Source organism: Roseateles aquae, from assembly GCF_032337115.1.
Taxonomy (GTDB): Bacteria; Pseudomonadota; Gammaproteobacteria; order Burkholderiales; family Burkholderiaceae_C; genus Roseateles_C; species Roseateles_C aquae.
This window is the reverse complement of sequence record NZ_JAVXZY010000002.1, coordinates 21,735-44,251: the sequence shown is the minus strand read 5'-3', so window position 1 is coordinate 44,251 and position 22,517 is coordinate 21,735. Positions and strand designations below refer to the sequence as shown.

The 22,517-nt window shown below is 63.6% G+C and carries 22 protein-coding genes and 1 riboswitch; of the genes, 3 read left to right on the top strand and 19 right to left on the bottom strand.

The genetic code is table 11. The annotated features are described in order from the left end of the window. Positions 1-10: 10 nt before the first annotated feature. The 18 genes from tolA to RQP53_RS05470 form a co-directional block, all read right to left on the bottom strand. Complete coding sequence (tolA, locus tag RQP53_RS05555; RefSeq protein WP_315649241.1) at positions 11-910, bottom strand: cell envelope integrity protein TolA; 900 nt, start codon at positions 908-910, stop codon at positions 11-13. Between the two features lie 22 nt (positions 911-932). After that, positions 933-1,373, bottom strand: coding sequence for a protein TolR (tolR, locus tag RQP53_RS05550; protein ID WP_315649240.1), 441 nt, complete (start codon positions 1,371-1,373; stop codon positions 933-935). A gap of 21 nt (positions 1,374-1,394) precedes the next feature. Then, complete coding sequence (tolQ, locus tag RQP53_RS05545; RefSeq protein ID WP_315649239.1) at positions 1,395-2,090, bottom strand: protein TolQ; 696 nt, start codon at positions 2,088-2,090, stop codon at positions 1,395-1,397. Between the two features lie 14 nt (positions 2,091-2,104). Then, entirely contained in the window at positions 2,105-2,593 is a 489-nt protein-coding gene (gene ybgC / locus RQP53_RS05540) for a tol-pal system-associated acyl-CoA thioesterase (RefSeq protein WP_315649238.1), read from the bottom strand. After that, complete coding sequence (locus RQP53_RS05535) at positions 2,590-3,783, bottom strand: pyridoxal phosphate-dependent aminotransferase (RefSeq protein ID WP_315649237.1); 1,194 nt, start codon at positions 3,781-3,783, stop codon at positions 2,590-2,592. Before RQP53_RS05535 ends, ybgC begins: the two co-directional genes overlap by 4 nt. Positions 3,784-3,787: 4 nt before the next feature. Continuing rightward, positions 3,788-4,273: a transcription antitermination factor NusB gene (nusB, locus tag RQP53_RS05530; RefSeq protein ID WP_315649236.1), complete on the bottom strand. Its 486-nt coding sequence runs from the start codon at positions 4,271-4,273 to the stop codon at positions 3,788-3,790. Between the two features lie 2 nt (positions 4,274-4,275). Further along, on the bottom strand, positions 4,276-4,740 hold the full coding sequence (gene ribH / locus RQP53_RS05525; protein ID WP_315649235.1) for a 6,7-dimethyl-8-ribityllumazine synthase: 465 nt from the start codon (positions 4,738-4,740) through the stop codon (positions 4,276-4,278). 15 nt (positions 4,741-4,755) lie between these two features. Beyond that, a complete protein-coding gene (gene ribBA, locus RQP53_RS05520) occupies positions 4,756-5,859 on the bottom strand; it encodes a bifunctional 3,4-dihydroxy-2-butanone-4-phosphate synthase/GTP cyclohydrolase II (protein ID WP_315649234.1) in 1,104 nt (367 codons plus the stop codon). Positions 5,860-5,910: 51 nt separating this feature from the next. Further along, the gene (gene ribD / locus RQP53_RS05515) at positions 5,911-7,017 is read right to left on the bottom strand and encodes a bifunctional diaminohydroxyphosphoribosylaminopyrimidine deaminase/5-amino-6-(5-phosphoribosylamino)uracil reductase RibD (protein ID WP_315649233.1); all 1,107 of its coding nucleotides are present in this window, start codon (positions 7,015-7,017) and stop codon (positions 5,911-5,913) included. A gap of 105 nt (positions 7,018-7,122) precedes the next feature. Continuing rightward, the gene (locus RQP53_RS05510) at positions 7,123-8,304 is read right to left on the bottom strand and encodes a prepilin-type N-terminal cleavage/methylation domain-containing protein (protein WP_315649876.1); all 1,182 of its coding nucleotides are present in this window, start codon (positions 8,302-8,304) and stop codon (positions 7,123-7,125) included. Positions 8,305-8,342: 38 nt separating this feature from the next. Further along, positions 8,343-9,674: a hypothetical protein gene (locus RQP53_RS05505; protein WP_315649232.1), complete on the bottom strand. Its 1,332-nt coding sequence runs from the start codon at positions 9,672-9,674 to the stop codon at positions 8,343-8,345. Continuing rightward, positions 9,674-10,441, bottom strand: coding sequence for a PilW family protein (locus tag RQP53_RS05500; protein WP_315649231.1), 768 nt, complete (start codon positions 10,439-10,441; stop codon positions 9,674-9,676). The genes RQP53_RS05505 and RQP53_RS05500 overlap by 1 nt, the downstream gene beginning before the upstream one ends. Further along, the gene (locus tag RQP53_RS05495) at positions 10,435-10,980 is read right to left on the bottom strand and encodes a pilus assembly FimT family protein (protein ID WP_315649230.1); all 546 of its coding nucleotides are present in this window, start codon (positions 10,978-10,980) and stop codon (positions 10,435-10,437) included. The genes RQP53_RS05500 and RQP53_RS05495 overlap by 7 nt, the downstream gene beginning before the upstream one ends. Continuing rightward, positions 10,977-11,456, bottom strand: a complete 480-nt coding sequence (locus tag RQP53_RS05490; protein WP_315649229.1) for a type IV pilin protein — start codon at positions 11,454-11,456, stop codon at positions 10,977-10,979. Before RQP53_RS05490 ends, RQP53_RS05495 begins: the two co-directional genes overlap by 4 nt. Positions 11,457-11,557: 101 nt before the next feature. Beyond that, positions 11,558-12,121, bottom strand: a complete 564-nt coding sequence (locus RQP53_RS05485) for a GspH/FimT family pseudopilin (RefSeq protein WP_315649228.1) — start codon at positions 12,119-12,121, stop codon at positions 11,558-11,560. 108 nt (positions 12,122-12,229) lie between these two features. Beyond that, complete coding sequence (gene nrdR / locus RQP53_RS05480) at positions 12,230-12,673, bottom strand: transcriptional regulator NrdR (protein WP_315649227.1); 444 nt, start codon at positions 12,671-12,673, stop codon at positions 12,230-12,232. 32 nt (positions 12,674-12,705) lie between these two features. Beyond that, the gene (gene glyA / locus RQP53_RS05475; protein WP_315649226.1) at positions 12,706-13,956 is read right to left on the bottom strand and encodes a serine hydroxymethyltransferase; all 1,251 of its coding nucleotides are present in this window, start codon (positions 13,954-13,956) and stop codon (positions 12,706-12,708) included. Between the two features lie 64 nt (positions 13,957-14,020). Beyond that, positions 14,021-14,145: riboswitch (ZMP/ZTP riboswitch) on the bottom strand. Between the two features lie 24 nt (positions 14,146-14,169). Continuing rightward, a complete protein-coding gene (locus RQP53_RS05470; RefSeq protein WP_315649225.1) occupies positions 14,170-15,006 on the bottom strand; it encodes a transglycosylase SLT domain-containing protein in 837 nt (278 codons plus the stop codon). 264 nt (positions 15,007-15,270) lie between these two features. On the opposite strand from RQP53_RS05470, the gene RQP53_RS05465 reads away from it, so the two are divergent. After that, on the top strand, positions 15,271-16,833 hold the full coding sequence (locus RQP53_RS05465; protein ID WP_315649224.1) for a UbiD family decarboxylase: 1,563 nt from the start codon (positions 15,271-15,273) through the stop codon (positions 16,831-16,833). Between the two features lie 266 nt (positions 16,834-17,099). On the opposite strand, the gene RQP53_RS05460 is transcribed toward RQP53_RS05465, so the two are convergent. Next, positions 17,100-17,885, bottom strand: coding sequence for a YdcF family protein (locus tag RQP53_RS05460; RefSeq protein ID WP_315649223.1), 786 nt, complete (start codon positions 17,883-17,885; stop codon positions 17,100-17,102). Positions 17,886-17,982: 97 nt separating this feature from the next. Here RQP53_RS05460 and RQP53_RS05455 point away from each other — a divergent pair, with 97 nt between their 5' ends. Beyond that, the gene (locus tag RQP53_RS05455) at positions 17,983-21,705 is read left to right on the top strand and encodes a DUF748 domain-containing protein (protein WP_315649222.1); all 3,723 of its coding nucleotides are present in this window, start codon (positions 17,983-17,985) and stop codon (positions 21,703-21,705) included. A 76-nt stretch (positions 21,706-21,781) separates the two neighbouring features. Then, the gene (gene msrA, locus RQP53_RS05450; protein ID WP_315649221.1) at positions 21,782-22,345 is read left to right on the top strand and encodes a peptide-methionine (S)-S-oxide reductase MsrA; all 564 of its coding nucleotides are present in this window, start codon (positions 21,782-21,784) and stop codon (positions 22,343-22,345) included. Positions 22,346-22,517 lie beyond the last annotated feature (172 nt).

Here is a 22,517-nt window from a genome sequence, read left to right as displayed (position 1 = left end):
GTGCCGGGCCTCACTCGCCCGGCTTGAAGCTGATCACGATCACCGGCGGCACGCGGCCGTCGGTGTCGCGTGGCAGGGTTTCGGTCTTGTCGATAGCGCGCAGCACGGCCTTGTCCCAGTCGGCGTCACCGCTCGCCTTCAGCAGCTTGCGCGCAATGATGTTGCCATCCGGCGCCACGCGCACCTCGACCTCGGCGACCGGATTGCCGTTGCCGCTGTCGGTGAAGATGATGTTCGGTCGGATGCGCGCCTTGATGCGACCCGCATAGGTGGCCGAGGGGCCGGAGCTCTGCAACGCCGTGCCGGTGCTGTTGGATGATCCGGTGGCGCCCGCCAGCCCCATCATCCGCTTCAGATTGTCCTGACGCAGCTGCTCGCGCTTGGCGTCCTCACGGGCCTTGTCGCGCGCTTCCTGCTGCTGGCGTTGTTTGTCCTCGGCCTTCTTCTTGTCGAGCTCCTTTTGCCGCTCGCGTTCCTTGGTGCGTTCCTTCTCGAGCTTGTCCTGCTGCTCCTGCTTGGCCTGCAACTCGCGCTTCTTGCGCTCGGCCTCCAGCTCAGCCTGGCGTTTGGCCTCATCCTCGCGGCGCTTCTTGTCGCGGGCGATGGTGATCTCGGCGTCGCGTTGCTGCTGTTGTGCTTCTTCCGGCGGCGGCGCCGTCTTGGCGACAGGTTCAGGCTTCGGCTCCGGCTCTGGCTCCGGTTCAGCCGCGCGCGGCGCCGCGGCCTGCGGCACGACCGACCACAGCTCAGCCTCGAAGGCCGGCTCCGGCTGCGCATGCCAGCTGATGCCGGCGCTCAGGGCCAGCACCAGCAGGGCGTGGGCAACGATGGCAAAGCCAAAGCCGCGGGCCACGCCGGGCGCGGCGGGTGGGCGGAAGGGGTCGGCGTGACCGAGGGCAGTGCTGCTCATGAACGGGGATCAGGGCAGGGGGTCAGGTCTTGTCAGCGGCAGCGCCGTTGCGCACGGCCAGCCCAACACGCTGCACGCCGGCACTTTGCAGCACATCCATCACCTTGACCACGGCTTCGTACTGCACCTTGCGGTCGGCCGAGATCACCACCGGCGTGGCGGCGTTGCTGCCTTGAGCCTGGCGCACGCGGGCGGCCAGCTGCTTGAGTGGAACGGATTGCGGCTCTTCGCTGTCGAGCTTGAGCTTCAGCTGTTCATCGCTGCTGACGATCACATGAATGACGTGCTCCGGCTGCTGCTTGCTCTTGCCCACGCTGGGCAGGTCGACCAGACCGGTGGTGATCAGCGGCGCGCTGACCATGAAGATGATCAAGAGCACCAGCATCACGTCGATGAAGGGCACCATATTGATCTCGTTGATCGTGCGCCGGCGGCCGCGGCCTCGGGATGCGATTGCTGCCATGGGCTTGCTCTCCTGCAGCGCTCAGCGGGTATTGCCCTGCGTTGCCGGCGTGCCGGCATTGCGTTGCAGGATGTTGGAGAACTCCTCGATGAAGGTCTCCAGCGTGATGGCGCTGCGGTCGATCTGGCGCGCAAAGCGGTTGTAGGCCAGCACGGCGGGGATGGCGGCGAACAGGCCGATGGCGGTGGCCACCAGGGCCTCGGCAATGCCGGGAGCCACGGTGGCCAGCGTGACCTGCTGCAGATTGGACAGCCCAACAAAGGCGTGCATGATGCCCCAGATGGTGCCGAACAGGCCGACATAGGGCGACACCGAACCGACCGAGGCCAGGAAGGACAGATTGCTCTCCATTGCATCCAGCTCGCGTTGGAAGCTGGCACGCATCGCACGGCGGGCGCCATCGAGCAGGGCGCTGGGTTCGGCCACGCGGCGCTCGCGCAGCTTCAGGAACTCACGCATGCCCGAGGCGAAGATGCGCTCCAGCGGCGCGCCATCGGCCTTGCTCGAAACGGTGTTGAACAAATCGTTCAGGTTCTTGCCCGACCAGAATTCCTGCTCGAAGGACTCGTTGCTCTTGTTGACCCGCGAGATCGCGATCAGCTTGCTGAAGATCACGCTCCAGCTGGCCAGCGACACCAGCAAAAGCATGCCGATGACCAGCTGGACCACAAGGCTGGCATGGGCGATGAGGGAGAAGATCGAAAGGTCTTGGTTCATGGCTCGCGGGTTCGTCAGGCGGTGGGTGCCGCCGGTTGCAGCATCGACGCTGCTGAAGGACTGGGGGTGGGGCCGTCAGCAGGGCGGCTGCCCCGCAGCTGAAGGCCTTCCAGCATGGCAGCCGGAATGCGGGAGGGTTTGAAACTGTCGGCATTGACGCAGCCGATGCGGATCTCGCCTTCGGCCAGCAGGCGCTCGCCGCAACGGGCCTGCTGGAACAGCGTCATGCTGACGCGGCCGGCCTCGTGCACTTCAACGCTGATGCTCAGCCAGTCATCCAAGCGAGCCGGCGACAAATAGCGCACCGAGGTCTGGCTGACGATGAACATCAGCCGCTCTTGCTGGCGCAGCGCCTCCTGCGCGAAGCCGCGCTGACGCAGCCATTCGGTGCGGGCGCGCTCGAAGAACTTCAGGTAGTTGGCATAGAACACCACGCCGCCGGCATCGGTGTCTTCCCAATAGACCCGCAGTGGGTGCTCGAAGGGCAGGGCGACGTCGTTCATGCGCGCAGCTCCGGCAACACGTCGGCGAGACGAGCCAGCGCTTCTTGCAGGTCTTCGCGGCTGCTGGCAAAGGAAAGGCGCAAAAAGCGCTCGGCGCTGGCACGGCCGAAATCACGACCTGGCGTCAAGGCGACCTGTGCGCGCTGCATCAATTCGAAAGCCAGCGCCCAGCTGCCGCCGCGAAAGGCCGAGCAATCGGCCCAGGCGTAGAAGGCGCCGTCAGGCAGCACCGGCACGCTCAGCCCCATCGCATTGAGCGCCGGCACGACCAGATCGCGGCGAGCCAGAAACTCGGCGCGGCGCCGCTCATACTCGTCGATAGAGGCCGGCTCAAAGCAGGCCAGTGCGGCGTGTTGAGCCACGCTGGATGGGCAGATGAACAGGTTCTGCGCCAGCTTTTCGACGGCCGGCACCAAGGTCTCAGGCAGCACCAGCCAGCCCAGGCGCCAGCCGGTCATGCCGAAGTACTTGGAAAAGCTGTTGACCGAAATCACATCGTCGCCCAGCGCCAGGGCGCTGCGGCCGAAGCGGTCGTCGTAGCTGAGGCCTTGATAGATCTCGTCGACGATGCACACCCCGCCACGAGCGCGTACCTCGTTGACGATCTCGCCCATCACGCCGGGATCGATCGAGGTGCCGGTGGGATTGCTCGGCGAGGCCAGCAGCACGCCGCGGGTTTGCGCGTTCCAGGCGCTACGCACCTGCTCGGCATCGAGCTGGAAGCGCTGCTCGGGGCCGCAGGCCAGCAGTACCGCTTCAGCATCTGCCGCGGCGACGAAATGGCGGTTGCAGGGGTAGCAGGGATCCGGCATCAGCACCTGATCACCACGTTCGAACAAGGCCAGGCAGATCAGCTGCAAGGCTGCCGAGGCGCCGGCCGTGATGACGATGCGCTCGGGGGCGATGGCGAGGCCCTGCGTTTGCCGATACCAACGGCTGAGTGCCTCGCGCAGTGGCGGCAGGCCGGTGGCTGGCGTGTACTGGGTGCGTCCGGCCGCGATGCAGGCTTGCGCGGCGGCCTGCACGGCGGCGGTGGCCACGCCATCGGGTTCGCCGATGTTCAGAAAGATCATCCGCCGGCCGCCCTGGGCCGGGTCGCACAAGGCGGTCTGCGCCAGTTCGGCAGCCGTCTTGGCGCACTCCATCACATAGAAGGGCTCGATCTGATCGAGCCGCCCGGCGAGCTTCATGGGGTCAGGACTTGCCCTTGCGTGCGGCCTTGACCTCGAGCGGACGCAGGTCCTCGGCAGCGCGATCGAGCACGCCGTTGACGTACTTGTGGCCGTCGGTGCCGCCAAAGGATTTGGCCAGCTCAACCGCCTCGTTGATGGCAACCTTGTAGGGCACGTCGATGCAATGCTTCAGCTCGTAGGCGCCAATCATCAGCACGCCGTGCTCGATCGGCGACAGCTCGGTGGTCTTGCGGTCGACGTGGGCGGCCAGCACGCTGTCCAGATCGGCGGCTTCGATCACGCAGCCATGCAGCAGCGCGTCGTAGTGGGCGCGGTCGAGCTTGTCGAAGCCGTCCTGCTCACGCATATGCGCGTCGATGGCGCCGATGTCCTCGCCGGTCAGCAGCCATTGGTAGAGGCCTTGCAGGGCCGCCTCACGGGAACGGCGGCGGGCCGACTTGGCCGGGGCGCGTTTGGCAGGGGCTTTGCTGGCGGGCTTGTCTTGCATGGTCACTGCAGGGCTTTCAGTAGATTGGCCATTTCGATGGCAACACGGGCGGCATCGGCGCCCTTTTCCTCGGCACGTGCCCAGGCCTGAGCTTCGTTCTCGACAGTCAGGATGGCGTTGGCCACGGGGAGGCAGTTCTCCAGCGCCACGCGAGTGACGCCGGCGCCACTCTCATTGGCCACCAATTCAAAGTGATAGGTTTCGCCGCGGATGATGCAGCCCAGCGCGACCAGCGCGTCGTACTGCTCCGACTCGGCCATGGCCTGCAGCGCCACCGGCACTTCCAGCGCGCCCGGCACGGTCACGTGGCGGATGTGCTTGGACGGCACACCATGGCGCTCCAGTTCGGCGATGCAGGTCTCGGCCAGCCTGGCCGTCAGTGCTTCGTTGAAGCGCGCCTGCACGATGCCGATGCGCAGGTCCTGGCCGTTCAGCGATGGGGCCTGGCCCTTGTCTGATCCTTGCATGGTCTGTGTTCTTTCTCAGTCTTGTGCTTCGGGCTCGGCGGCCACGAAGCCGGTCACTTCCAGGCCATAGCCGGTCATGCTGGGCATGCGCCGTGGGCTGCCCAGCAGCTTCATCTTGTGCACGCCCAGCTCGCGCAGGATCTGTGCCCCGACGCCATAGGTGCGCAGGTCCATCGCGCTGCGAGCCGGCGTGCTGGCCTGGCCTTGCACGCGGGAGAGCAGGGCCTCGGTGTCTTCGCCGCAGTTCAGCAGCACGGCAACGGCACCCGGCGCCTGGCGCAGCCGCGCCAGTGCCTGCGGCAGCGGCCATGAATGGCCGCATTGCCCGGCGTCCAGCAGGTCCAGCGCGGAGAAGGGCTCATGCACCCGCACCAAGACTTCGTCGCAGGGATGCCATTGGCCGTGGCTCAGCGCCAGATGGACGGCGCCGGTGCGGTCCTTGAAGACGCTGCAGTCGAATTCGCCCTGGTGGGTTTGCATGCGGCGCTGCGCGACGCGCTCAACCAGCGACTCGTGACGGGAGCGGTGTTCGATCAGATCGGCAATCGTGCCGATCTTCAGGCCATGCTCCTTGGCGAAGATTTCAAGATCGGGAAGGCGGGCCATGGTGCCATCGTCCTTCATGATCTCGCAGATCACCGAGGAGGGTGTCAGCCCCGCCATCTGGGCCAGATCGCAGCCGGCCTCGGTATGGCCGGCACGCATCAGTACACCGCCATCCTGGGCTTGCAGCGGGAAGATGTGGCCGGGCTGCACCAGGTCAGCGGCAGTGGCGTTGCGAGCCACGGCTGCCTGCACGGTGCGGGCGCGGTCGGCCGCCGAGATGCCGGTGGTGACGCCAGTGGCAGCCTCGATCGACACGGTGAAGGCCGTGCCATGCTGGGTGCCGTTGCGGGTGGCCATCGGCGGCAGTTGCAGGCGTTCGCAGCGCTCACGGGTCAGCGTCAGGCAGATCAAGCCGCGGCCGAACTTGGCCATGAAGTTGATCGCTTCGGGGGTGACGTGGTCGGAGGCGAGCACGAGGTCGCCCTCGTTCTCACGGTCTTCTTCGTCGACCAGAATGACCATGCGGCCAGCCGCCAGTTCGGCGACCAGCTCGGGAACAGGTGATATAGGCATGGGGCGCATTGTAGGCGGGCAAACCCGGGTGGCGCCGCGCGCCGGGCTAGTTCACAGGCTCGAATCGCTGGGATTGGCGACCGCGTCGAGCTTGCGCAAGCGCAGACGCAGGTCGTTGCCAACCATCTCGGCATCCAGCCAGCGCCACTGCAGCGCCTGCTCCAGGCTCTCGAACGGCCCCAGGCTGGCAATGCCGGCGCCTTCGCCGATCAATTTGGGCGCCACATAGAGCAGCAACTCATCTACGAGACCTGCCCGTAGCAGCGAGGCATTCAGTCGGTGTCCCGCCTCGATATGCAACTCATTGATGCCGCGCTGCGCCAGATCGCTGAGCATTGCTACCAGATCGACCTTGCCGCGGGCGTCGGGCAGCGACTTCAGCTCCACTCCAAGGTCGCACAGCGCTTGTGCGGTGACAGGTCCGGCGCTGCCGCCGTGATAGATGAGCACTTGGCCGGGGGGCTGCAAGAGTCTGGCGCTGTTTGCCACCTCGAGGTGCGAGTCGATCAGCACCCGCAGCGGCTGGTGCTCAGTGTGCACCAGCCGGACGTCAAGGCGCGGATCATCGTCACGAACTGTGCCTATGCCGGTCAGCAACGCGCCGGCTCGCTTGCGCCAGGCATGGCCGTCTTGCCGGGCGGCCTCGGCGGTGATCCACTGGCTGCGCCCATTGAGCAATGCCGTTCTGCCGTCCAGTGAGGCCGCTGCCTTCATCCGCACAAAGGGCCGCAGCCGCTGCATGCGCGAGAAGAAACCAATATTGAGCTCACGGGCTTCATCGGCGAGCAGACCGACTTCGGTGGCGATACCGGCGGTGCGCAAGCGAGCCAAGCCTTGACCCGCCACCAGAGGGTTGGGGTCTTCCAATGCAGCGACAACGCGTGACACGCCAGCAGCAATCAGGGCGTCGCAACAGGGGGGTGTGCGGCCATGGTGGGCGCAGGGCTCCAGGCTGACGTAGGCGACCGCGCCGCGGACGTCGTGGCCTCGACCCGCCGCATCGCGCAGCGCCATCACCTCGGCGTGGGCTTGGCCGGCGGCTTGTGTATGACCCTGGCCCAACAACTCCCCCTGCGCGCTGATCAGCAGGCAGCCAACACGAGGATTGGGGTCTGACAGGCCGACTGCCTGTGCCGCCAGCGCCAAGGTTTGGTGCATGGCTTGGGTGGCAAAGGCGGGCGAGTGGGGAGAGGCGGGCTGGTCGGAACTCATCCTTCCAGTCTAGCCTTCGCCAGTCGCTTGGAGGCGTCTGGCAGCATCAGATCAGGGCTGATGGGCAACCGTGGCCGTGTTGATGTAACGACCGCTGCTTGGACTGGCCGGCGTGCCTGCCGGACAGGTATTCGCATAGGCGATGACCAGGAAGTTTTGCTTGCTCAAGGAGCCTGGCACCGCACTGTAATTCAGCGGGTGCTCGGCGTTGTCGATGCTGCCATTGCCGTTGTAATCGGCACTGTAGCGACAGACGCGCTGTCCGCCAGCCGCCAAGGTCAGGCCATTCAAATTGGTACGCCCATCCCAATCTGGCGGATTGTGAGTGCCATCTGGATAGACGATGCACATATAGCTGGCCCAGGTTTGCCCAGCCGCCACAGCTTGCGCGGAGTCGTCATAGCACGTTGATTTCGGCGTGACAGTCGAGGTCGACGTGACATTCAAATCCACACTCAGTGGTAGGGCAGCACTGCTGGGGCTATCCGGGTCGGCCGTGACGCCAGTGGAGAAGCGTATGAAACCGCTGACCAGGTAAGCGCCGCCGGTAACATTGGTTTGGCAGTTGGTGACGTCGCCGCTGGACAGGTTGACCAGGCTGACGCCAGGCACTGCACAAATGCCGGTGATTCGACCGGTGGTGTTGTCGAACAGCCAGAACACGCCACTGGTACCCGGAGGGGCGGCCGCGCTGTAGTTGCTGCCCAAATCCTTCGCGCCCGCAGGGATATCCGGGGAGCGTTCCAGTGGGCGCCGTGTCGTCGTTGAGTTCGGAGCAAATCGCAAGGCCCCGGAAATCTTGGGGTCTAGCGGTGCAATCATGCTGTACAAGCTGACGGACTGTTGCTCGTTGGCGCGATCAGTCCATGTAACGGTCACCACAACGTTCTTGCGCGGCGGGTTGCTGAGGTCGGTGACGGCGCGGCTGACAGAAAAGCTGGTTGCGTTGACAGTCACCGCAGGTAGATTCAAGTCTTGTGTGATGTTGCTGTAGGCGAAAACGCCAGCGGTAGGCGGTGTCGTCGCGGTGATGGTTGTAAACGACCGGAGCTGGTCAATCTCAGCCTGCGCCACACGCATTGCATCGGTTCGCTGCTTACCCAGGTCAGCCCCACGTCGCAAGGCCGTTTGCATTCCGCTCAAAGCAACCATGCCGAATGCCATGATGAGCATGGCCACCAGCGCTTCGACCAGCGTAATCCCACGGCTTGCGCGTCTCGCTGCCGCAGGCATTGACTGCAGGGTAGGGCGACGACGTGTGCTGGACCGATTCATAGCGTCACATTCAACAATGAGCCAGGAGCTGGGACGAAACTACCGCGCCGAGTCGCTAGAGTGCGCAGGGGAGCGTAGACATAATTCACCACTACCGGGCCGGTAAAGGTCGTATCGCCACCAACAACCAGGCTGCCCAGTAGTTCATCCAGCCCTGCAGTACTACCCGTCCAGTTCAGCGCCCCCTTGGCGACGACCACGCCGGCGGACTTGAATCCGCCAGAGATCTGCAGATTGCCGTCAACGATGAGTACTGCGGGATCACCCACTGTACCCAGGGTCAGCGCGCTCGATACTGTTGCATTCCCATCAATCCAAATCATTCTTGCTCCGGCCGTGAACAGCGTGCTGATCGCGGAGCTGCAGTCACCGCCGCCAGTTGGGCAGCTTGCAATTCTCACTGCCGGCAGTGTTCGGTAAGTCGCCGGAGTCATCGCAAAAAAGCGCTGGAAGAACGCGTCATAGGTCAGAGTGGTATTCAACAAGCCAGGATCAGTGATCAAGGCATTCTGAACCGGCGTACCTGGCAGTGATTGCAGGCCGGCGGTCGAACCGCTTTGGCTATCACCTATTTGGGCGATCAGGCCATTCCTTGCGGGGTCAGTGTTCTGTACCAATGCACTGGAACCGGCTGCTCCCCAGTTGACCAGGCCTTGTGCAATCAAAGGGCTGGCTGGAGGGACCCTGAGCGCCGGTATTAGCCCAGCATCGATCTGCATGACACGATTCGCCACGCCCTCAGCCCGGCCAGTTTGATCCGCGGCGTTGCACGTATCGCTACCAATTGACGAGCTGGTCAGTGGGGACGTGCAACCGAAGACTCTCACGACCGCAGTGCTACCGCGGTCCGAATAGGCCATCCGAACTACAAAGGCAGGCGAAGGCTTGCCAGCTGGCAGTGTCGTAGGCGGATTGATGGCTCCATTGCTATTGCATTCGCATGTCCAGGCGCCAGTTGCTGAGCTGGCGCAACGAGCAATGATGCCGATGCCGAGTTTCGGATCCATCCGATCTGTCGACGCGGTCGGTGTGAATTGCAGATAACGTTCAGCAAACCTATCCGGGCCTGATGAGGTCTCTGTGCAACTCGAGTTGATCTTCAGGCCATTCAGTTGACTAAAGGTCCAGTCAATGCCGGCGATCGCGGCTTCGTTTGCAACGTCTGCCCTGCCGTAGTTGGTAGTGATCTTCTGGTCATAAAAGATGCTTCGACCGGCACCTGCAGCGACGAGCGCCATGACAAAGAACAGCACCATCACCACCAGCAGCGTGGCGGCACCACGCTGCCGCCTGGGCGACAGAATTTCAGAGACGCGCATGGTGCCCATCAGCAGTTCCCCGCGTTCAAGACGCGTACGCTGGTCGTCGCAGTGCGGGTGACACTGTGATCCTTCGCCAGCCTCGCGCCAATACTGAAATTCAGAGTCATCACATCCTGACCTGGTGGCGGTGTGCAAGTTGTTGAACCGGAGGGACAGGGCGTTGGCGAGAATTCATTGGTCGGCAGGCACTGGTTCGATTGTGTGATCGAAAAGCTGGTGATTTCGACCTGATCAGTTGAGGTCAACGGCTGCCATTGACTGGTACGCGTCAGCCGGTAAGACAGCACAGAATTAACGAGTCTGAAACCATGCTGTTCGCCCGCATCGGCGGAATTGTTCTCGTGTTTAAAGCCAGACCCGGGACTGGTCGACGGGCCATTCAGCAAGCGCTCGGCTTCACTGCGGTAAAAGGTGATGCTGTCAGGGGTGGTCGCACCGGGCGAGGTGCTGAGCGAGATTTGCCCGTAAGGATTTCTGATTCGATTGCCTGAGTCATTAATCATCCAAGTACCAGCATCTGGGTTGGCCCAATACCCTGCGTGCTGGGTTTCCCGGCGGATCAACTCGGTAATGGCGCGAAGATCCTGCTGCAATTCCGTTTCCTGCAGCAGTCGCCGTGTTTCCGTCATCTGAGACAGCATCATCGACGCAGCGGCAGCGGTGACCACCAAACCGACGGTGATCCCCACCATCATTTCCACAAGACTCAGGCCGGCTTGGCGCCGGCGAGCGCCCCGCAGGGCGGGAGCGGTGGGTTGGACCGAGGCTAGCATGTTGGGTATCCAGAAAAGTTGCCGCTGACGCTGCAAATCCTGACTCTGCCTACCGGGCCAATCTCCACCCGCAGCGAGTTGCTCCGTGCGCCGGTAATTTCCACGTAGGCCGGCTGGGGAAGCACTTCAGACGCCTGTATGGCGATAATCCTTTGGTTGCTCTGCACCTGCGGACTGGTAGAGAACCGAATACCGTTGGTCTTCTGGACCGTTTTTTGCGTTTGGGCCTGAGCGGTGGGGCTGACGAGGCAGATGTTCGGGATTGGTGGTTCACAGGGGCAGGTTGTATTGCCGGCGAAAAAAGCCACCGAGTAGCAAGCACTGCCAATGCTCAAATTGATATTGGTCGTGTTGCTTGCGATCAGGGCTTTGCTGAAGGCGATGTCTGAGGCAAATTCGGTGGTGGCTGCCTCAACCCGCCTTCTATCAAGGAAGTCTGAGAACGAGGGCGCGGCCACGGCGAGCAATATTCCAACTATCGCTAGCGTTGCGAGCACTTCAACTATGCCGACGCCAATGGGTTTGCGAACACTCTTCATTTTGGCCAGCAGCTGGAGGTGGTCGAAGCAGCCGCGGAATTGAGGCTGGAGTAGGTGAGTGCGCCGCCGGCAAGACTGATTTTGATCGTGGCGCACACGGTGTCTTGAGTCTGCAAGCCGCCGGTCTTAGGGCTCGCAGCGATGGTGAAGCCGCTTGCAGAAACACCACTCAATGTCATGTCGTAGTGCTGCGCGAGATCGGGGGCCGTGGTGGTTGAGTAAAGCGTCGTCAGTGAGTTCGCATAGCTGGAGTTGCTGCTGCGATATCGCTCCTGCGCCTGCACCACCTCATTCAAGGCCTTGATCGCGTCGGCACGGCGGCCCTTCATCACGTACTGCTGGTACGAAGGAAGACCAATCGCCAGCAGAATGCCGACGATAGCCAAAACAACAAGCAATTCGATCAAGGTCAGTCCGCTCAGCTGGACCGGACCTTTTGCCGCTGATCGTCGGACGCGGTTTGTCTGTGAGTGCATGGCCCGATTATTCTGTCCCTGGTGCCATCTGCTGTGAATGCGCTGCCATCGGTCAGTCGAAGCTGACCGCTCATCTATTGCTCCCTGATTTGAGGGGGGGCTTAGCAGCGCACGAGCTGTTTCGCTTCGCCGTCTGGGCTGCAACTGCGGATTCGGCCCGCCATGCTCACAATATGGCGGATGGCCGGCCCAGAAGTCTGATTTACGTCGAAGTGGCCGGCTGGCGTGACCAGCCCACGTGCACCTTCAAAGTTCATTGTCGGCACGTTGGTCAGGACTGAGACTTCCGCTGTTGAGGGTAGCCATTGGTGTCTGAGCAAGGTTGCTGCGGCATTGCAGGTCGCTGTGCCATCGGCTGAGCATTGGCATGGCTGACGGCCGGCGCTGGCTGGGCCGTTCTCGACATACATGACGAGACAAGAGCCGTGCGTTGACGATTGGAGATTCAGCTTCACAACGCTCTGTGATCGAATGGCTTCGCTTCTGGCTTCACGAATTGCTGTCAGCAGTGTCTGCGAGGCCTGCTGGGCGCGGTGGGCGGTCACCGTTGATTTGAGGCTGGGGAGGGCAAGTGACGTGAGCATGGCCACGATCGTTGCGGCTACGCAGACCTCGACGGCGCAAAAACCCGCCATGCGCGATCCTGTCAATGACTGTGCTCTCATGCTTGGCCCCTTTGCTGGCTGTCTGTGGCAGCAAAATTAAGGCAAGCGGCCCGGCATTTCTGTCCTGCTGACGGGTGCCGTAAGGGGGGGAGACCCCCGTTGTGGGGATCAAATATCCCGAATCAGCTGCCTGAATTCATCCACGTCCTCGAAGCTGCGGTACACCGAAGCGAAACGGACGTAGGCCACCTTGTCGATGCGCTTGAGCTCGCGCATGACCAGTTCACCAAGTTTGGTGGAGGGGATTTCACGGGCGCCGCTGGTCAGCAGGCGTTCCTGGATGCGTTCCAGTGCCGCATCGAGTTGTTCGATGCTGACCGGGCGCTTGCGCAGCGCCAGCTGCATCGATGCACGAACCTTGCTGGCGTCAAAGTCGGCGCGGGTGCCGTCCTTCTTGACCACCACGGGCAGGGCGATCTCGGCCCGCTCGTAAGTGGTGAATCGTTTCTCGCACCCCTGGCAGCGGCGACGGCGCCGCACCACATCGCCCTCATCCGATTCCCGGGTTTCGACAACCTGGGTTTCGGCATGACTGCAGAAGGGGCAGCGCATCGTCGCTTAGGGCCTGAGGGCAGCCGCAGCGATCAGCGGTAGACCGGGAAGTCGCGCGTCAGCGCGGCAACCTTTTCGCGCACGGCGGCCAGATTGGCCTCATCGTGTGGCTTGTCCAGCACGTCGGCGATCAGGTGGGCGGTGGCGCGCACCTGCTCTTCCTTGAAGCCGCGGGTGGTCATCGCCGGGGTGCCGAGACGAATGCCGCTGGTGACCATGGGCTTTTGCGGGTCGTTGGGGATGCCGTTTTTGTTGCAGGTCATGTGGGCCAGGCCCAGCACGGCTTCGGCTTCCTTGCCGGTCAGGCCCTTGGGGCGCAGATCGACCAGCATCACATGGCTTTCGGTGCCGCCGGAAACAATGCGCAGGCCGCGTTCGATCAGCGTGTCGGCCAGCACCTTGGCGTTCTTGACGACCTGCTCCTGATAGGCCTTGAACTCGGGCGTCAGCGCTTCCTTGAAGGCAACAGCCTTGCCGGCGATCACATGCATCAGCGGGCCACCCTGGATGCCAGGGAAGATGGCGCTGTTGATCTTCTTGGCGATCTCTTCGCTATTGCTCAGGATGATGCCGCCACGCGGGCCACGCAGGCTCTTGTGCGTGGTCGAGGTCACAACGTCGGCATGCGGGACCGGATTCGGGTAGACGCCTGCAGCGATCAGGCCGGCATAGTGGGCCATGTCGACCATGAAGTAGGCGCCGATTTCCTTGGCAATCTTGCCGAAGCGCTCGAAGTCGATGCGCAGGCTGTAGGCCGAGGCACCAGCAATGATCAGCTTGGGCTTTTGCTCGCGCGCCAGCTTCTCCATCGCGTCGTAGTCGATCTCTTCCTTGTCATTCAGGCCATAGCTGATGACCTTGAACCACTTACCGCTCATGTTCAGCGCCATGCCGTGGGTCAGGTGGCCGCCCTCGGACAGGCTCATGCCCATGATGGTGTCGCCGGGCTGCAGCAGCGCGAAGAACACGCCCTGATTGGCCTGCGAGCCACTGTTGGGCTGCACATTGGCGTAGTTGGCGCCGAAGAGCTGCTTGAGGCGGTCGATCGCCAGTTGCTCGACGACGTCGACGTTCTCGCAGCCGCCGTAATAACGCTTGCCAGGATAGCCCTCAGCGTATTTATTGGTCAGCTGGCTGCCCTGCGCCTGCATGACGGCAGGCGAGGTGTAGTTTTCGGAGGCGATCAGCTCGATGTGATCTTCTTGGCGCTGGTTCTCGGCCTGAATGGCGGCCCAGAGGTCCGGATCGATGTTGGCCAGGGTCGAAGTGCTGCGGTCAAACATGGTGTGGTGGCTGTACTCTAGGGTTGGAGCCGCAGCCCCGCCGTCGAAAGATCCGACTTGCTGGCTGGGCTGCCCAGGCGAACGGCTGAAGACGGCAAGGCCCTGAACGGGCTTGTCGTTCGCGCTTCCCGGTGGTCCACCACCTCGGGCGGCTGACTGCCGCCTTGATCGCCAGTCGCGCGAAGTGCTGAGTGTAGCGGAGCGCGGTGACGCTCAATCCAACATCGCGACGTGCGCAGCGTTGCTGGTCGCTGCGACGGCCTCACGGGCAGGTTTGGCCGGCGCCGCGGCTGGCTTGCCTGCCGCAACGGCCTTCATCTGCTCGTGCTCAGAGAGCACGCGGCCGGCGTAGCCAGCGTCGTCGGGGAGATTGGCGGCACCCACATAGAAGCGCAGGCCTTCCTCTACGCTACCAGCACGCTGAATGCACTCCTTCAACACTTGAACGCCGACGCGCAAATTGGTGATCGGGTCGAACGCCGCATGGCTGCCGCCAAAGGCCTCGTACTTGTCGTCATGGACGCGGGTCAGCACCTGCATCAAGCCCTGAGCGCCGACGGTGCTCTGAGCAAAAGGGTTGAAGCCGGATTCGACGGCCATGATGGCCAGTATCAGCGTCGGCTCGACATGGGCGCGTTGACCGACCGCCCAGGCTTCTTGCACCAAGCGGCTGATCGGCTCAGGCGCAACCTTGTAACGGCGCGACAGCCACTGAGCGACGGCAGCCTGCTGTCGGGGCAGGTCCTTGGGATCGGTCGCGGTGGCGCGAACAATCGCTTCAGGGTCGGCGACACCCGACAGGGTGTCGCCCAGCGCCTCTGCGCGGGCTTCCTGGCGGGCATGCAACCAGCCCAGGGTTTGGCTTTCCAGTTGGTGGCGCAATTCGGCTTGGCTGGCAAAGGTCGCCAGCACGGCGACGACGGCCAGGCCGACCAGGGCCAGAGTGTTGTGGCTGACGACCAGCAGGCCTTGACCGATATCGCGAACGAACAGGGTCAGGGCCGCACGGGTGGAACGGCCGAGGGATAACAGATCTTGACGCGCTGTCATGCGACTCCTTTCTTCTCTGCCGGTCTTGCCATCGTCCACCAGGGGCGGGGCAGGGCCGACAGTGATAATGGGCCGTTGTCTTGTCCTGGGCCTGGCAACGAGGTCAGCGCAGGGCGAGGAACGGCGTCCATCGGCAGCGGCGTGCGCGCTCAATCCCAGTTCAAGCGCGCACGGGTTAACCCTGAAGACTCAGGGCAGGGCGGATTTTAGGGATCAAAAATAACCAGTCAAGCGCATAAAGATGCTCTCTAACTACTTTGAGTTATGAAATACAAGGATTTGCGCGACTTCATCCAGGCCCTGGAGAACCAGGGCGAGCTGCTTCGAATCGGCCAGCCGGTGTCCCCGCGGCTAGAGATGACGGCACTGAGCGATCTGGTGCTCAAGCAGCAAGGTCCGGCGCTGCTTTTCGAGCACCGAGCAAGCCTCGGTATGCCAGTACTGACCAATCTGTTCGGCACCCCCAAACGAGTGGCCCTGGGCATGGGCCAGAATTCGCTCGGCGAACTTCGTGAGGTTGGGCAGGTCTTGGCCAGCCTCAAGGAGCCGGAGCCGCCCAAGGGCTTGAAGGATGCAGGGCGTCTGTTCCAGATGGCCAAGGCCTTGTGGGATATGAAGCCCGGCCTGGTCTCGCGCGCAGCCTGCCAGGAGGAAGTTCTGGAAGGCGATGAAATCGATTTGCACCGCCTGCCCATTCAGACCTGTTGGCCGGGGGACGCTGGGCCCTTGATCACCTGGGGGCTGGTGGTGACGCGCGGACCGCAGAACGTCGCCAAGCCGCGGTTGCGGCAGAACCTGGGCATCTATCGCCAGCAACTGATCGGACCGCGTCAAGTGATCATGCGCTGGCTGGCCCACCGGGGCGGCGCGCTGGATTTTCGCGACCATGCACTGGCCAATCCGGGGCAACCGTTTCCGATTGCGGTGGCTTTGGGCGCCGATCCAGCGACGATTCTGGGTGCCGTGACGCCGGTGCCGGATTCGCTGTCTGAATATCAGTTCGCGGGGCTGTTGCGTGGTTCACGCACCGAGCTGGTTGATACGGCCGTGGGCCCCGAGGGGCGACGCCTGCAGGTGCCCGCGAGCGCCGAAATCGTCCTGGAAGGGCATATCCCCGTTGCAGCACCTGGCTATGAGGGGCTCAGCGCCGATGGTGTGCCACTGAAGGAAAAGGATGGCTACCTCCACGCCCTGGAAGGGCCTTTTGGCGACCACACCGGCTACTACAACGAACAGGACTGGTTCCCGGTCTTCGAGCTCAGCCGCCTGACGCAGCGGCGCGATCCGATCTACCACAGCACCTACACCGGCAAACCGCCCGATGAGCCGGCCATACTGGGTGTCGCCTTGAACGAAGTGTTTGTGCCGCTGCTGCAGAAACAGTTTCCCGAGATCGTTGATTTCTACCTGCCTCCCGAGGGCTGCAGCTACCGGATGGCGGTGGTGTCCATTCGCAAGGCGTACCCGGGTCACGCCAAGAGGGTGATGTTCGGCGTCTGGAGCTTTCTGCGCCAGTTCATGTACACCAAGTTCATTGTTGTCGTCGATGACGACGTCAACACGCGGGACTGGAACGAGGTGATTTGGGCGGTCACGACCCGGATGGATCCGGTGCGCGACACGACGCTTGTCGATCAGACGCCGATCGACTACTTGGACTTCGCCTCACCGGTGAGCGGCCTGGGCGGCAAGATGGGCATGGACGCCACCAACAAATGGCCGGGCGAGACAACGCGCGAGTGGGGCCGCACGATCACCATGCCGGCGGAAGTGACGGCCAAGGCTGAAGCCTTGCTTGCGAACTTGCTAGCGCCGAACAAAGGCTGAGAAAAAGCGCTTTTCCATCAGGGTTCATCCCAGGCACCTGGCCTTGAAGGCCGCGCTTCGTGCGCCTAGTCTTGAGAAGCCTGTTCAGGCATCACCTCTGGCGCAATCTTTGCGCGCCAGGAGCCCCGCAGCAGCAGCTGTGGAGCCCCAATAGTGGCGTCAGCCACTCGCCCCGCCCGATTCAAAACCGGGCGGGGTTCGTCATTTTGAGCCGTGATTTTCGGGATGCGTGAATGGCGGTTATATATGTTGTGAGCTCCAGCGCCTCAGCGGCTCGCCCCCAGCGCGAGCAACTCGTAGCAGGCGTAGCGTACGGCGCGCAAGCCTTCGGCGCTGGGTGCCCAGTCATGAATGCTGGGCGTTGGCCCGGCTTCCTTCCAGCCTATAGGTGCGGCAATGATGCGAAGGTCCTTGCCCGCCTCCTGGCGGAAGGCCCGCAAAGCGCGCGGCATATGTGCCGCGCTGGTCACCAGCAGCACATCGCGAATGCCGTCTTTGCGTAGCAGTGGCAGTGCATACCGGGCGTTTTCGACGGTGTCGCGTGCCTGATCCTCTGTCCAGCGCAGGGGCAAGCCGAATTCCTGCCGCGCTACCCGGGCGGCGGCCACAGCTTCGCTGACGTCATCTGATTCGGGCTTGAAGGGGCGGCCGCCCGTAAATCCCACTGGCAGGTCCAGTTGGCGGGCCAGCCAGATGCCGTAGCGCAGTCGTTCCAGCGTCTCCTGCTTCAGATCTGCCGCGCCATAGGCCGGGCTGCGCTGGTAGATGCCGCCGCCGAGCACCAGTACGGCGGTCCGCGGTGCAGCCTTGCTCGGCCATTCGGCGCGTTGCAAGGCTGGTGGCGCCTTCAGCGCGTGGGTCCAAAGCCATTGGCCCATGCCCTCGGTACAACTGAGCCAAGCCAACAGCAGGGCGATCACACACAGACCGGTCCCAATGTTCTGCCGGCGGGCACGCAGCCACAGACCAAGAAGCAAAAGCAGCCAGGTCGGCGTGGGCGGGAGCAGCAGCAGGGCGATCAGGGGTTTTAGACTGGAAATCAAGTCATGCATCGTTGTGCGGGGCTCGCTACTGAAACGGATTGAAAACGGGGTGTCTGTCCTATGCTGCCCCTGATAATCGCAGCCGCGATTGTGATGCTTGGGTGTAATGACAAAGATTGCTTATAGCCGCTGGCGTTGGGCCCTGGTGCTGCTGATCGGCGTGCCAGCGCTGCTGATGCTGGCTGCCGCTACCTTGCTGCCCCGCTGGCTTGCCGGGCCCGGCATGGAAGCGGCCAGCGAGGCGTTGGGGCGCAAGGTGTCGGTGCAGGAGGCCGAGGTTCAGCCCTGGCGACTGGGTGTGGTGCTGAAGAAGCTCCAGGTTGCCGCGCGAGCAGGTGACGATGGGGGTGCCGCGCTGCTCGATGTCGATCGCGTGGCGCTGAGCCTGTCCTGGCGATCGATCTGGCACCGCCAAGCCGTGCTTGACAGCCTTCGAATCGAGCGGCCGCGGCTGCGGCTGGCGCGAATCGGCGAGGGGCGCTACAGCATCGATGATCTCCTGCAGCGCTTTCAGGCTGACGCCCCGTCTGATGAGCGCCATCAGCCTGAGCTGCGCTGGGCGGCCTACAACATTGAAGTTCTGGACGGCGAGCTGCTGCTTGACGACAGGCCGCTGCGGCAGCAGCACCGGGTCGATGGTTTGCACCTGGCGCTGCCCTTCATTTCCAAGCTGGGCGCAGATATTCATGTGGCGGTGAAGCCGGCGCTGCGGGCTCGCGTCGATGGCAGCGCCTTTGAGGCCGAGGCCAATCTGCGCCCCTTCAGTCCCGCTGATGAAGCTCAGCTCGCGCTGAAGCTGCGTGGGTTTGAGCTGCAGCGCCTGCGTCCCTACTGGCCCGCCGCGCTGCCGGTGCAGATCACGAAGGGCGGCCTGGATGTTGACTTGGCCCTGCGCTTCAAGCAGGCCCCAGGCCAGGCGGCCGAGATGCAGGTGGCTGGCGAGCTTGTCTTGAACGAACTGGCCGCGCAATGCCGCAGTGGCAGCACGCCTTTCAGCGATTGCTTCAGCCTGCAGCAGCTGAAGCTGCCGCTGCAGAAGCTATTGCCATTGCAGCGCCAAGTGGCCTTGGGTGACGTGGTGCTGCAACAGCCCCGTTTGGCCCTGGTGCGCGATCGTCAGGGCCGTGTCTTGCTGCCTGGCAGCGAAGGTTTCGGAGCCGCGACGGCGTCCGGTGGCACGTCGACCAAGTCGGCAGGTCCCTCGGCTGCGCCCTGGCGGCTCAGCTTGGCTGGCCTGACTGTCAGCGATGGGGGCGTGCAGTGGCGCGACGAGGCGCAGGGCGGAACGCCATCGCTGCAGGCCGAGGCGCTGCAAGTCAAGCTGGGTGCCTGGCAATGGCCGCTGTCGGAGCAGGCCGCTCCAGCGGTTCTGACGCTGAAAACCTTGCTCAGTGCCCTGCCGGCGCAAGGCAAGGAGCAGGCAGACCTGACGCTGGAGGCTCGCGTGTCGGCGGCGCTGGCGGAGCTGCAAGTCGATGTGTCACAGCTGCCGCTGCGTTGGGCCAGCGAGCTGCTGCCGTTGAAGACCGAGGCAGGCGGGGCCATGCAACTGGCTGGGTTGGCCGGTGGGCGCTTGCGCTTGCAAGTCGATCAGCCCTTGACGCCCGCTGCGCTGGATCGTTCGAAGATCGACGGCAGCGCGCTGGCGCTCCGTGATCTGGCGCTGAAAAGCGGCCGCAGCGCTTCGACCGACAGCAAGGCGCAAACGCATTTGCAACTGGCCGAGCTGAAGCTGGATCAGTTGAAATTGGTGGTGTCCGCTCGCGACCTGCAACTGGGGCGTCTGCAAGTGCGCGGCCTGCAATTGCCGCTGCGGCGCTCAGCCGGCAGCGTCACCCTGGCGGGTTTCAAGCCCGAGGGCGCTGGCGATGACCGTGCCAAGGCAGCGCAGGCCGCACCTGACGCCACACCCTGGCACGTGAGCCTGCAAGAGCTGGCGCTGGACGGCGCAGCGATCGACTGGCAGGACGATAGCGTCAGCCCCGCCGCGCGCCTGGCCATCAAGGAGCTGCGCCTGAACGCCCAAGACTTGCGCCAGCAAGGCCAGACCAGCATTGGCAAATTGCAGCTGCTCGACGCCGTTTTGCGAGATGCCGGCAAGTCAGCAGCAGCGCCGGCCGGTCGGCTGAAGGCACAGGTCCAGCTCAATCGAGATGCGAGCAATTTGGGTGTTAGTGGCCAATTGCAGCTTGACGGCTTGCCTTTGGCGCCGCTGCAAGGCTATTTGCATGAGGCCGGCTTGCCCCGACGGCTGCAGCTGGAGCAGGGCGCTCTGAGCTATCGCGGCGCATTTGCCATGCAGGGGCCGGAAGCCCTGAGCCTGAAAGGTGACGCGGCGCTGGCCAGCTTGCGCGTGCAGCGCAGCGGTGATGTCGAGGCGGTCGCTGCCTCTCAGCCGCTGAGCGCTGTTGCCCCGGCGGCAGAGCCGCTTTTGCGTTGGCAGGCGCTGCGCCTTGCCGGGCTGCAGCTGCAGTTGCGGCCGCAGCAGGCCACGCAGCTGAGCTTGGATCAAATCGCACTGAGTGACTTCTTTGCACGGCTGAGCCTGGATGCCAAGGGGCAGTTCAATCTTCGCGACCTGAATGTCGAGGCGGCTGAGCCGGCGGCGCCAAAGCCGGTGCCCGCGCAAGCGCTTGCGCCCGCATCGCCGCCGCTGCAATTGCTGATTCGCTCCGTGCGGGTCGATGCCGGTGAGGTTGCATTCCAGGATCGCTTCATCAAGCCCAACTACAGCGCACGTCTCAGCGAGCTGCAGGGGGAGCTTGGCAGCATCAGCAGCAACGCGGGCGCGCCGGCCGCCTTGCGCATTGGCGGCCGTATTGCCGGTGAAGGTGTGCTTGAAATTGCTGGAACGCTCAATCCCTTGAGCCACCCGCTGCAACTCGATCTGCGAGCTGACGCTCGCGATATCGCCTTGCGTCCGCTCTCGCCCTATGCCGAGAAATATGCGGGTTACGCGATCGCCAATGGCAGCTTGAGCAGCAAGCTGCAATACAAGATCACGGCCGATGGCAGCCTGCAGGCCCAAAACCAGGTCATCCTGGACCAGCTCCAGCTGGGTGACAAGGTCGACAGCCCGGATGCGACGCGCTTGCCGGTGGCTCTGGCACTGTCGCTGCTGAAGGATCGCAACGGGGTCATCGATGTCAGCCTGCCCATCAGCGGCTCGGTGAACGATCCCGAGTTCAGCGTTGGTGGTCTGGTGCTGCGCCTGGTCGGCAATCTGATCGGCCGCGCGCTGACTTCGCCGTTCTCGCTGTTCGCTGGCGCCGAGGCTCACAAGCTGCACCAGATCGGCTTCAAGCCGGGCACGGCCGACTGGGCAGATCCTGGGCAACTGGAACAGCTCGCACAAGCCTTGCAACAACGATCTCAGCTGCAGTTGACGATAGCGCCCTGGGTTGATCCGGCTGGTGAGCTGTCTGCCTGGCGCAGCCAGTGGCTCAGTGATGCCTTGCTGCAGCTGTGGCGGAGGCAGCATCCGCTGGCCGCGCAGGGCACGCTACCCACTGGGCCTGAGCGCGCCGCCTTGCTGCGCAAGCTCTATCTTGAAAGTCCCAAGATCAAGCATGAGCGCACGCTGATCGGCTTCAAGAAGGAATTGCCCCCTGAACAGATGGAAGCGCTGCTGCTGGCGGCACAGCTGCCGACGGAGTCCGATTGGCAGGCGTTGGCCCTGCAGCGCGCCGTTGCCTTGCGCGAGGCGCTGCTGGCGCGTGGCATTGCCGCGCAGCGCCTGCAACTCCTGGGCGCCAGGCTGCGTCGTGACGGCGAGGATGGCGATCCGGCCTGGCAACCCCATGCGCAGCTGAGCCTTTCCAGTCCTTGAGTCTGGCTTGAGGCCGGCTCGGCTATGCTGCCGCGGCGAACTGCGCCTTCACGGGCGCTCAACGAGGACCACAGCAATGACTGACACAGTGCGCCCTGCAGCGGGCGAAGACATCATCACGCTGGCAGGGGGCTGCTTCTGGTGCCTGGAAGCCGTGTACGAGCGGGTTCGCGGCGTGCTCGCGGTTGAGTCGGGCTACAGCAACGGGCTTGTTGCGACGCCGCCGAGTTACGAGGCCGTCTGTAGCGGCCAGACCGGCTACGCCGAAGTGGTGCAGCTGCGCTTTGTGCCCGAGCAAGTCAGCCTGCGCGCGCTGCTGGAGATCTTCTTCACCATCCATGACCCGACGACGCTGAACCGCCAGGGTGCGGACGTTGGCACACAGTACCGCTCGGCCATCTTCTATCACGATGAGGCGCAGCGGCGCGAGGCGGCTGCTGTTATTGAGGAACTGCAAGCAGCGCTAGGGGGGCGCGTGGTGACCGAGCTGCAGCAGGTCCGCGACTACCATCCTGCCGAGGCCTACCACCAGCACTATTTCGCTCGCAATCCTGAGCAGGGCTATTGCCAGTTCGTGGTTGCGGCCAAGGTCGACAAGTTTGTTCGTACCCTGGGCCAGTACCTGCGGCCTGAGGCCTGAGCGCTGTGTCCTGTGCCCCGAGTCCGCCGCGGCACAAGTACATGGCCTTTGGCAGCGCAGCCCCCTTGCGTGCACAATCGCGCCTTCGCTTCATGGTCACAGACTGTCAGCAGTTCGCCTCTAAGCCGCGCATGAACTTCCTGTTCCCTTCATCGCCATGTCTCGCCCGCCG

Excerpts from the sequence above, each read along its gene's own strand:
- nrdR (WP_315649227.1), bottom strand. The coding sequence starts at position 12,673 with ATGCGCTGCCCCTTCTGCAGTCATGCCGAAACCCAGGTTGTCGAAACC.
- tolQ (WP_315649239.1), bottom strand. The coding sequence starts at position 2,090 with ATGAACCAAGACCTTTCGATCTTCTCCCTCATCGCCCATGCCAGCCTT.
- tolR (WP_315649240.1), bottom strand. The coding sequence starts at position 1,373 with ATGGCAGCAATCGCATCCCGAGGCCGCGGCCGCCGGCGCACGATCAAC.
- RQP53_RS05490 (WP_315649229.1), bottom strand. The coding sequence starts at position 11,456 with ATGCACTCACAGACAAACCGCGTCCGACGATCAGCGGCAAAAGGTCCG.
- RQP53_RS05495 (WP_315649230.1), bottom strand. The coding sequence starts at position 10,980 with ATGAAGAGTGTTCGCAAACCCATTGGCGTCGGCATAGTTGAAGTGCTC.
- RQP53_RS05470 (WP_315649225.1), bottom strand. The coding sequence starts at position 15,006 with ATGACAGCGCGTCAAGATCTGTTATCCCTCGGCCGTTCCACCCGTGCG.
- ribBA (WP_315649234.1), bottom strand. The coding sequence starts at position 5,859 with ATGCCTATATCACCTGTTCCCGAGCTGGTCGCCGAACTGGCGGCTGGC.
- RQP53_RS05460 (WP_315649223.1), bottom strand. The coding sequence starts at position 17,885 with ATGCATGACTTGATTTCCAGTCTAAAACCCCTGATCGCCCTGCTGCTG.
- RQP53_RS05485 (WP_315649228.1), bottom strand. The coding sequence starts at position 12,121 with ATGAGAGCACAGTCATTGACAGGATCGCGCATGGCGGGTTTTTGCGCC.
- RQP53_RS05510 (WP_315649876.1), bottom strand. The coding sequence starts at position 8,304 with ATGCCTGCGGCAGCGAGACGCGCAAGCCGTGGGATTACGCTGGTCGAA.
- ribH (WP_315649235.1), bottom strand. The coding sequence starts at position 4,740 with ATGCAAGGATCAGACAAGGGCCAGGCCCCATCGCTGAACGGCCAGGAC.
- RQP53_RS05535 (WP_315649237.1), bottom strand. The coding sequence starts at position 3,783 with ATGAAGCTCGCCGGGCGGCTCGATCAGATCGAGCCCTTCTATGTGATG.
- glyA (WP_315649226.1), bottom strand. The coding sequence starts at position 13,956 with ATGTTTGACCGCAGCACTTCGACCCTGGCCAACATCGATCCGGACCTC.
- RQP53_RS05465 (WP_315649224.1), top strand. The coding sequence starts at position 15,271 with ATGAAATACAAGGATTTGCGCGACTTCATCCAGGCCCTGGAGAACCAG.
- RQP53_RS05505 (WP_315649232.1), bottom strand. The coding sequence starts at position 9,674 with ATGGGCACCATGCGCGTCTCTGAAATTCTGTCGCCCAGGCGGCAGCGT.
- RQP53_RS05500 (WP_315649231.1), bottom strand. The coding sequence starts at position 10,441 with ATGCTAGCCTCGGTCCAACCCACCGCTCCCGCCCTGCGGGGCGCTCGC.
- ribD (WP_315649233.1), bottom strand. The coding sequence starts at position 7,017 with ATGCACCAAACCTTGGCGCTGGCGGCACAGGCAGTCGGCCTGTCAGAC.
- tolA (WP_315649241.1), bottom strand. The coding sequence starts at position 910 with ATGAGCAGCACTGCCCTCGGTCACGCCGACCCCTTCCGCCCACCCGCC.
- nusB (WP_315649236.1), bottom strand. The coding sequence starts at position 4,273 with ATGCAAGACAAGCCCGCCAGCAAAGCCCCTGCCAAACGCGCCCCGGCC.
- RQP53_RS05455 (WP_315649222.1), top strand. The coding sequence starts at position 17,983 with ATGACAAAGATTGCTTATAGCCGCTGGCGTTGGGCCCTGGTGCTGCTG.
- ybgC (WP_315649238.1), bottom strand. The coding sequence starts at position 2,593 with ATGAACGACGTCGCCCTGCCCTTCGAGCACCCACTGCGGGTCTATTGG.
- msrA (WP_315649221.1), top strand. The coding sequence starts at position 21,782 with ATGACTGACACAGTGCGCCCTGCAGCGGGCGAAGACATCATCACGCTG.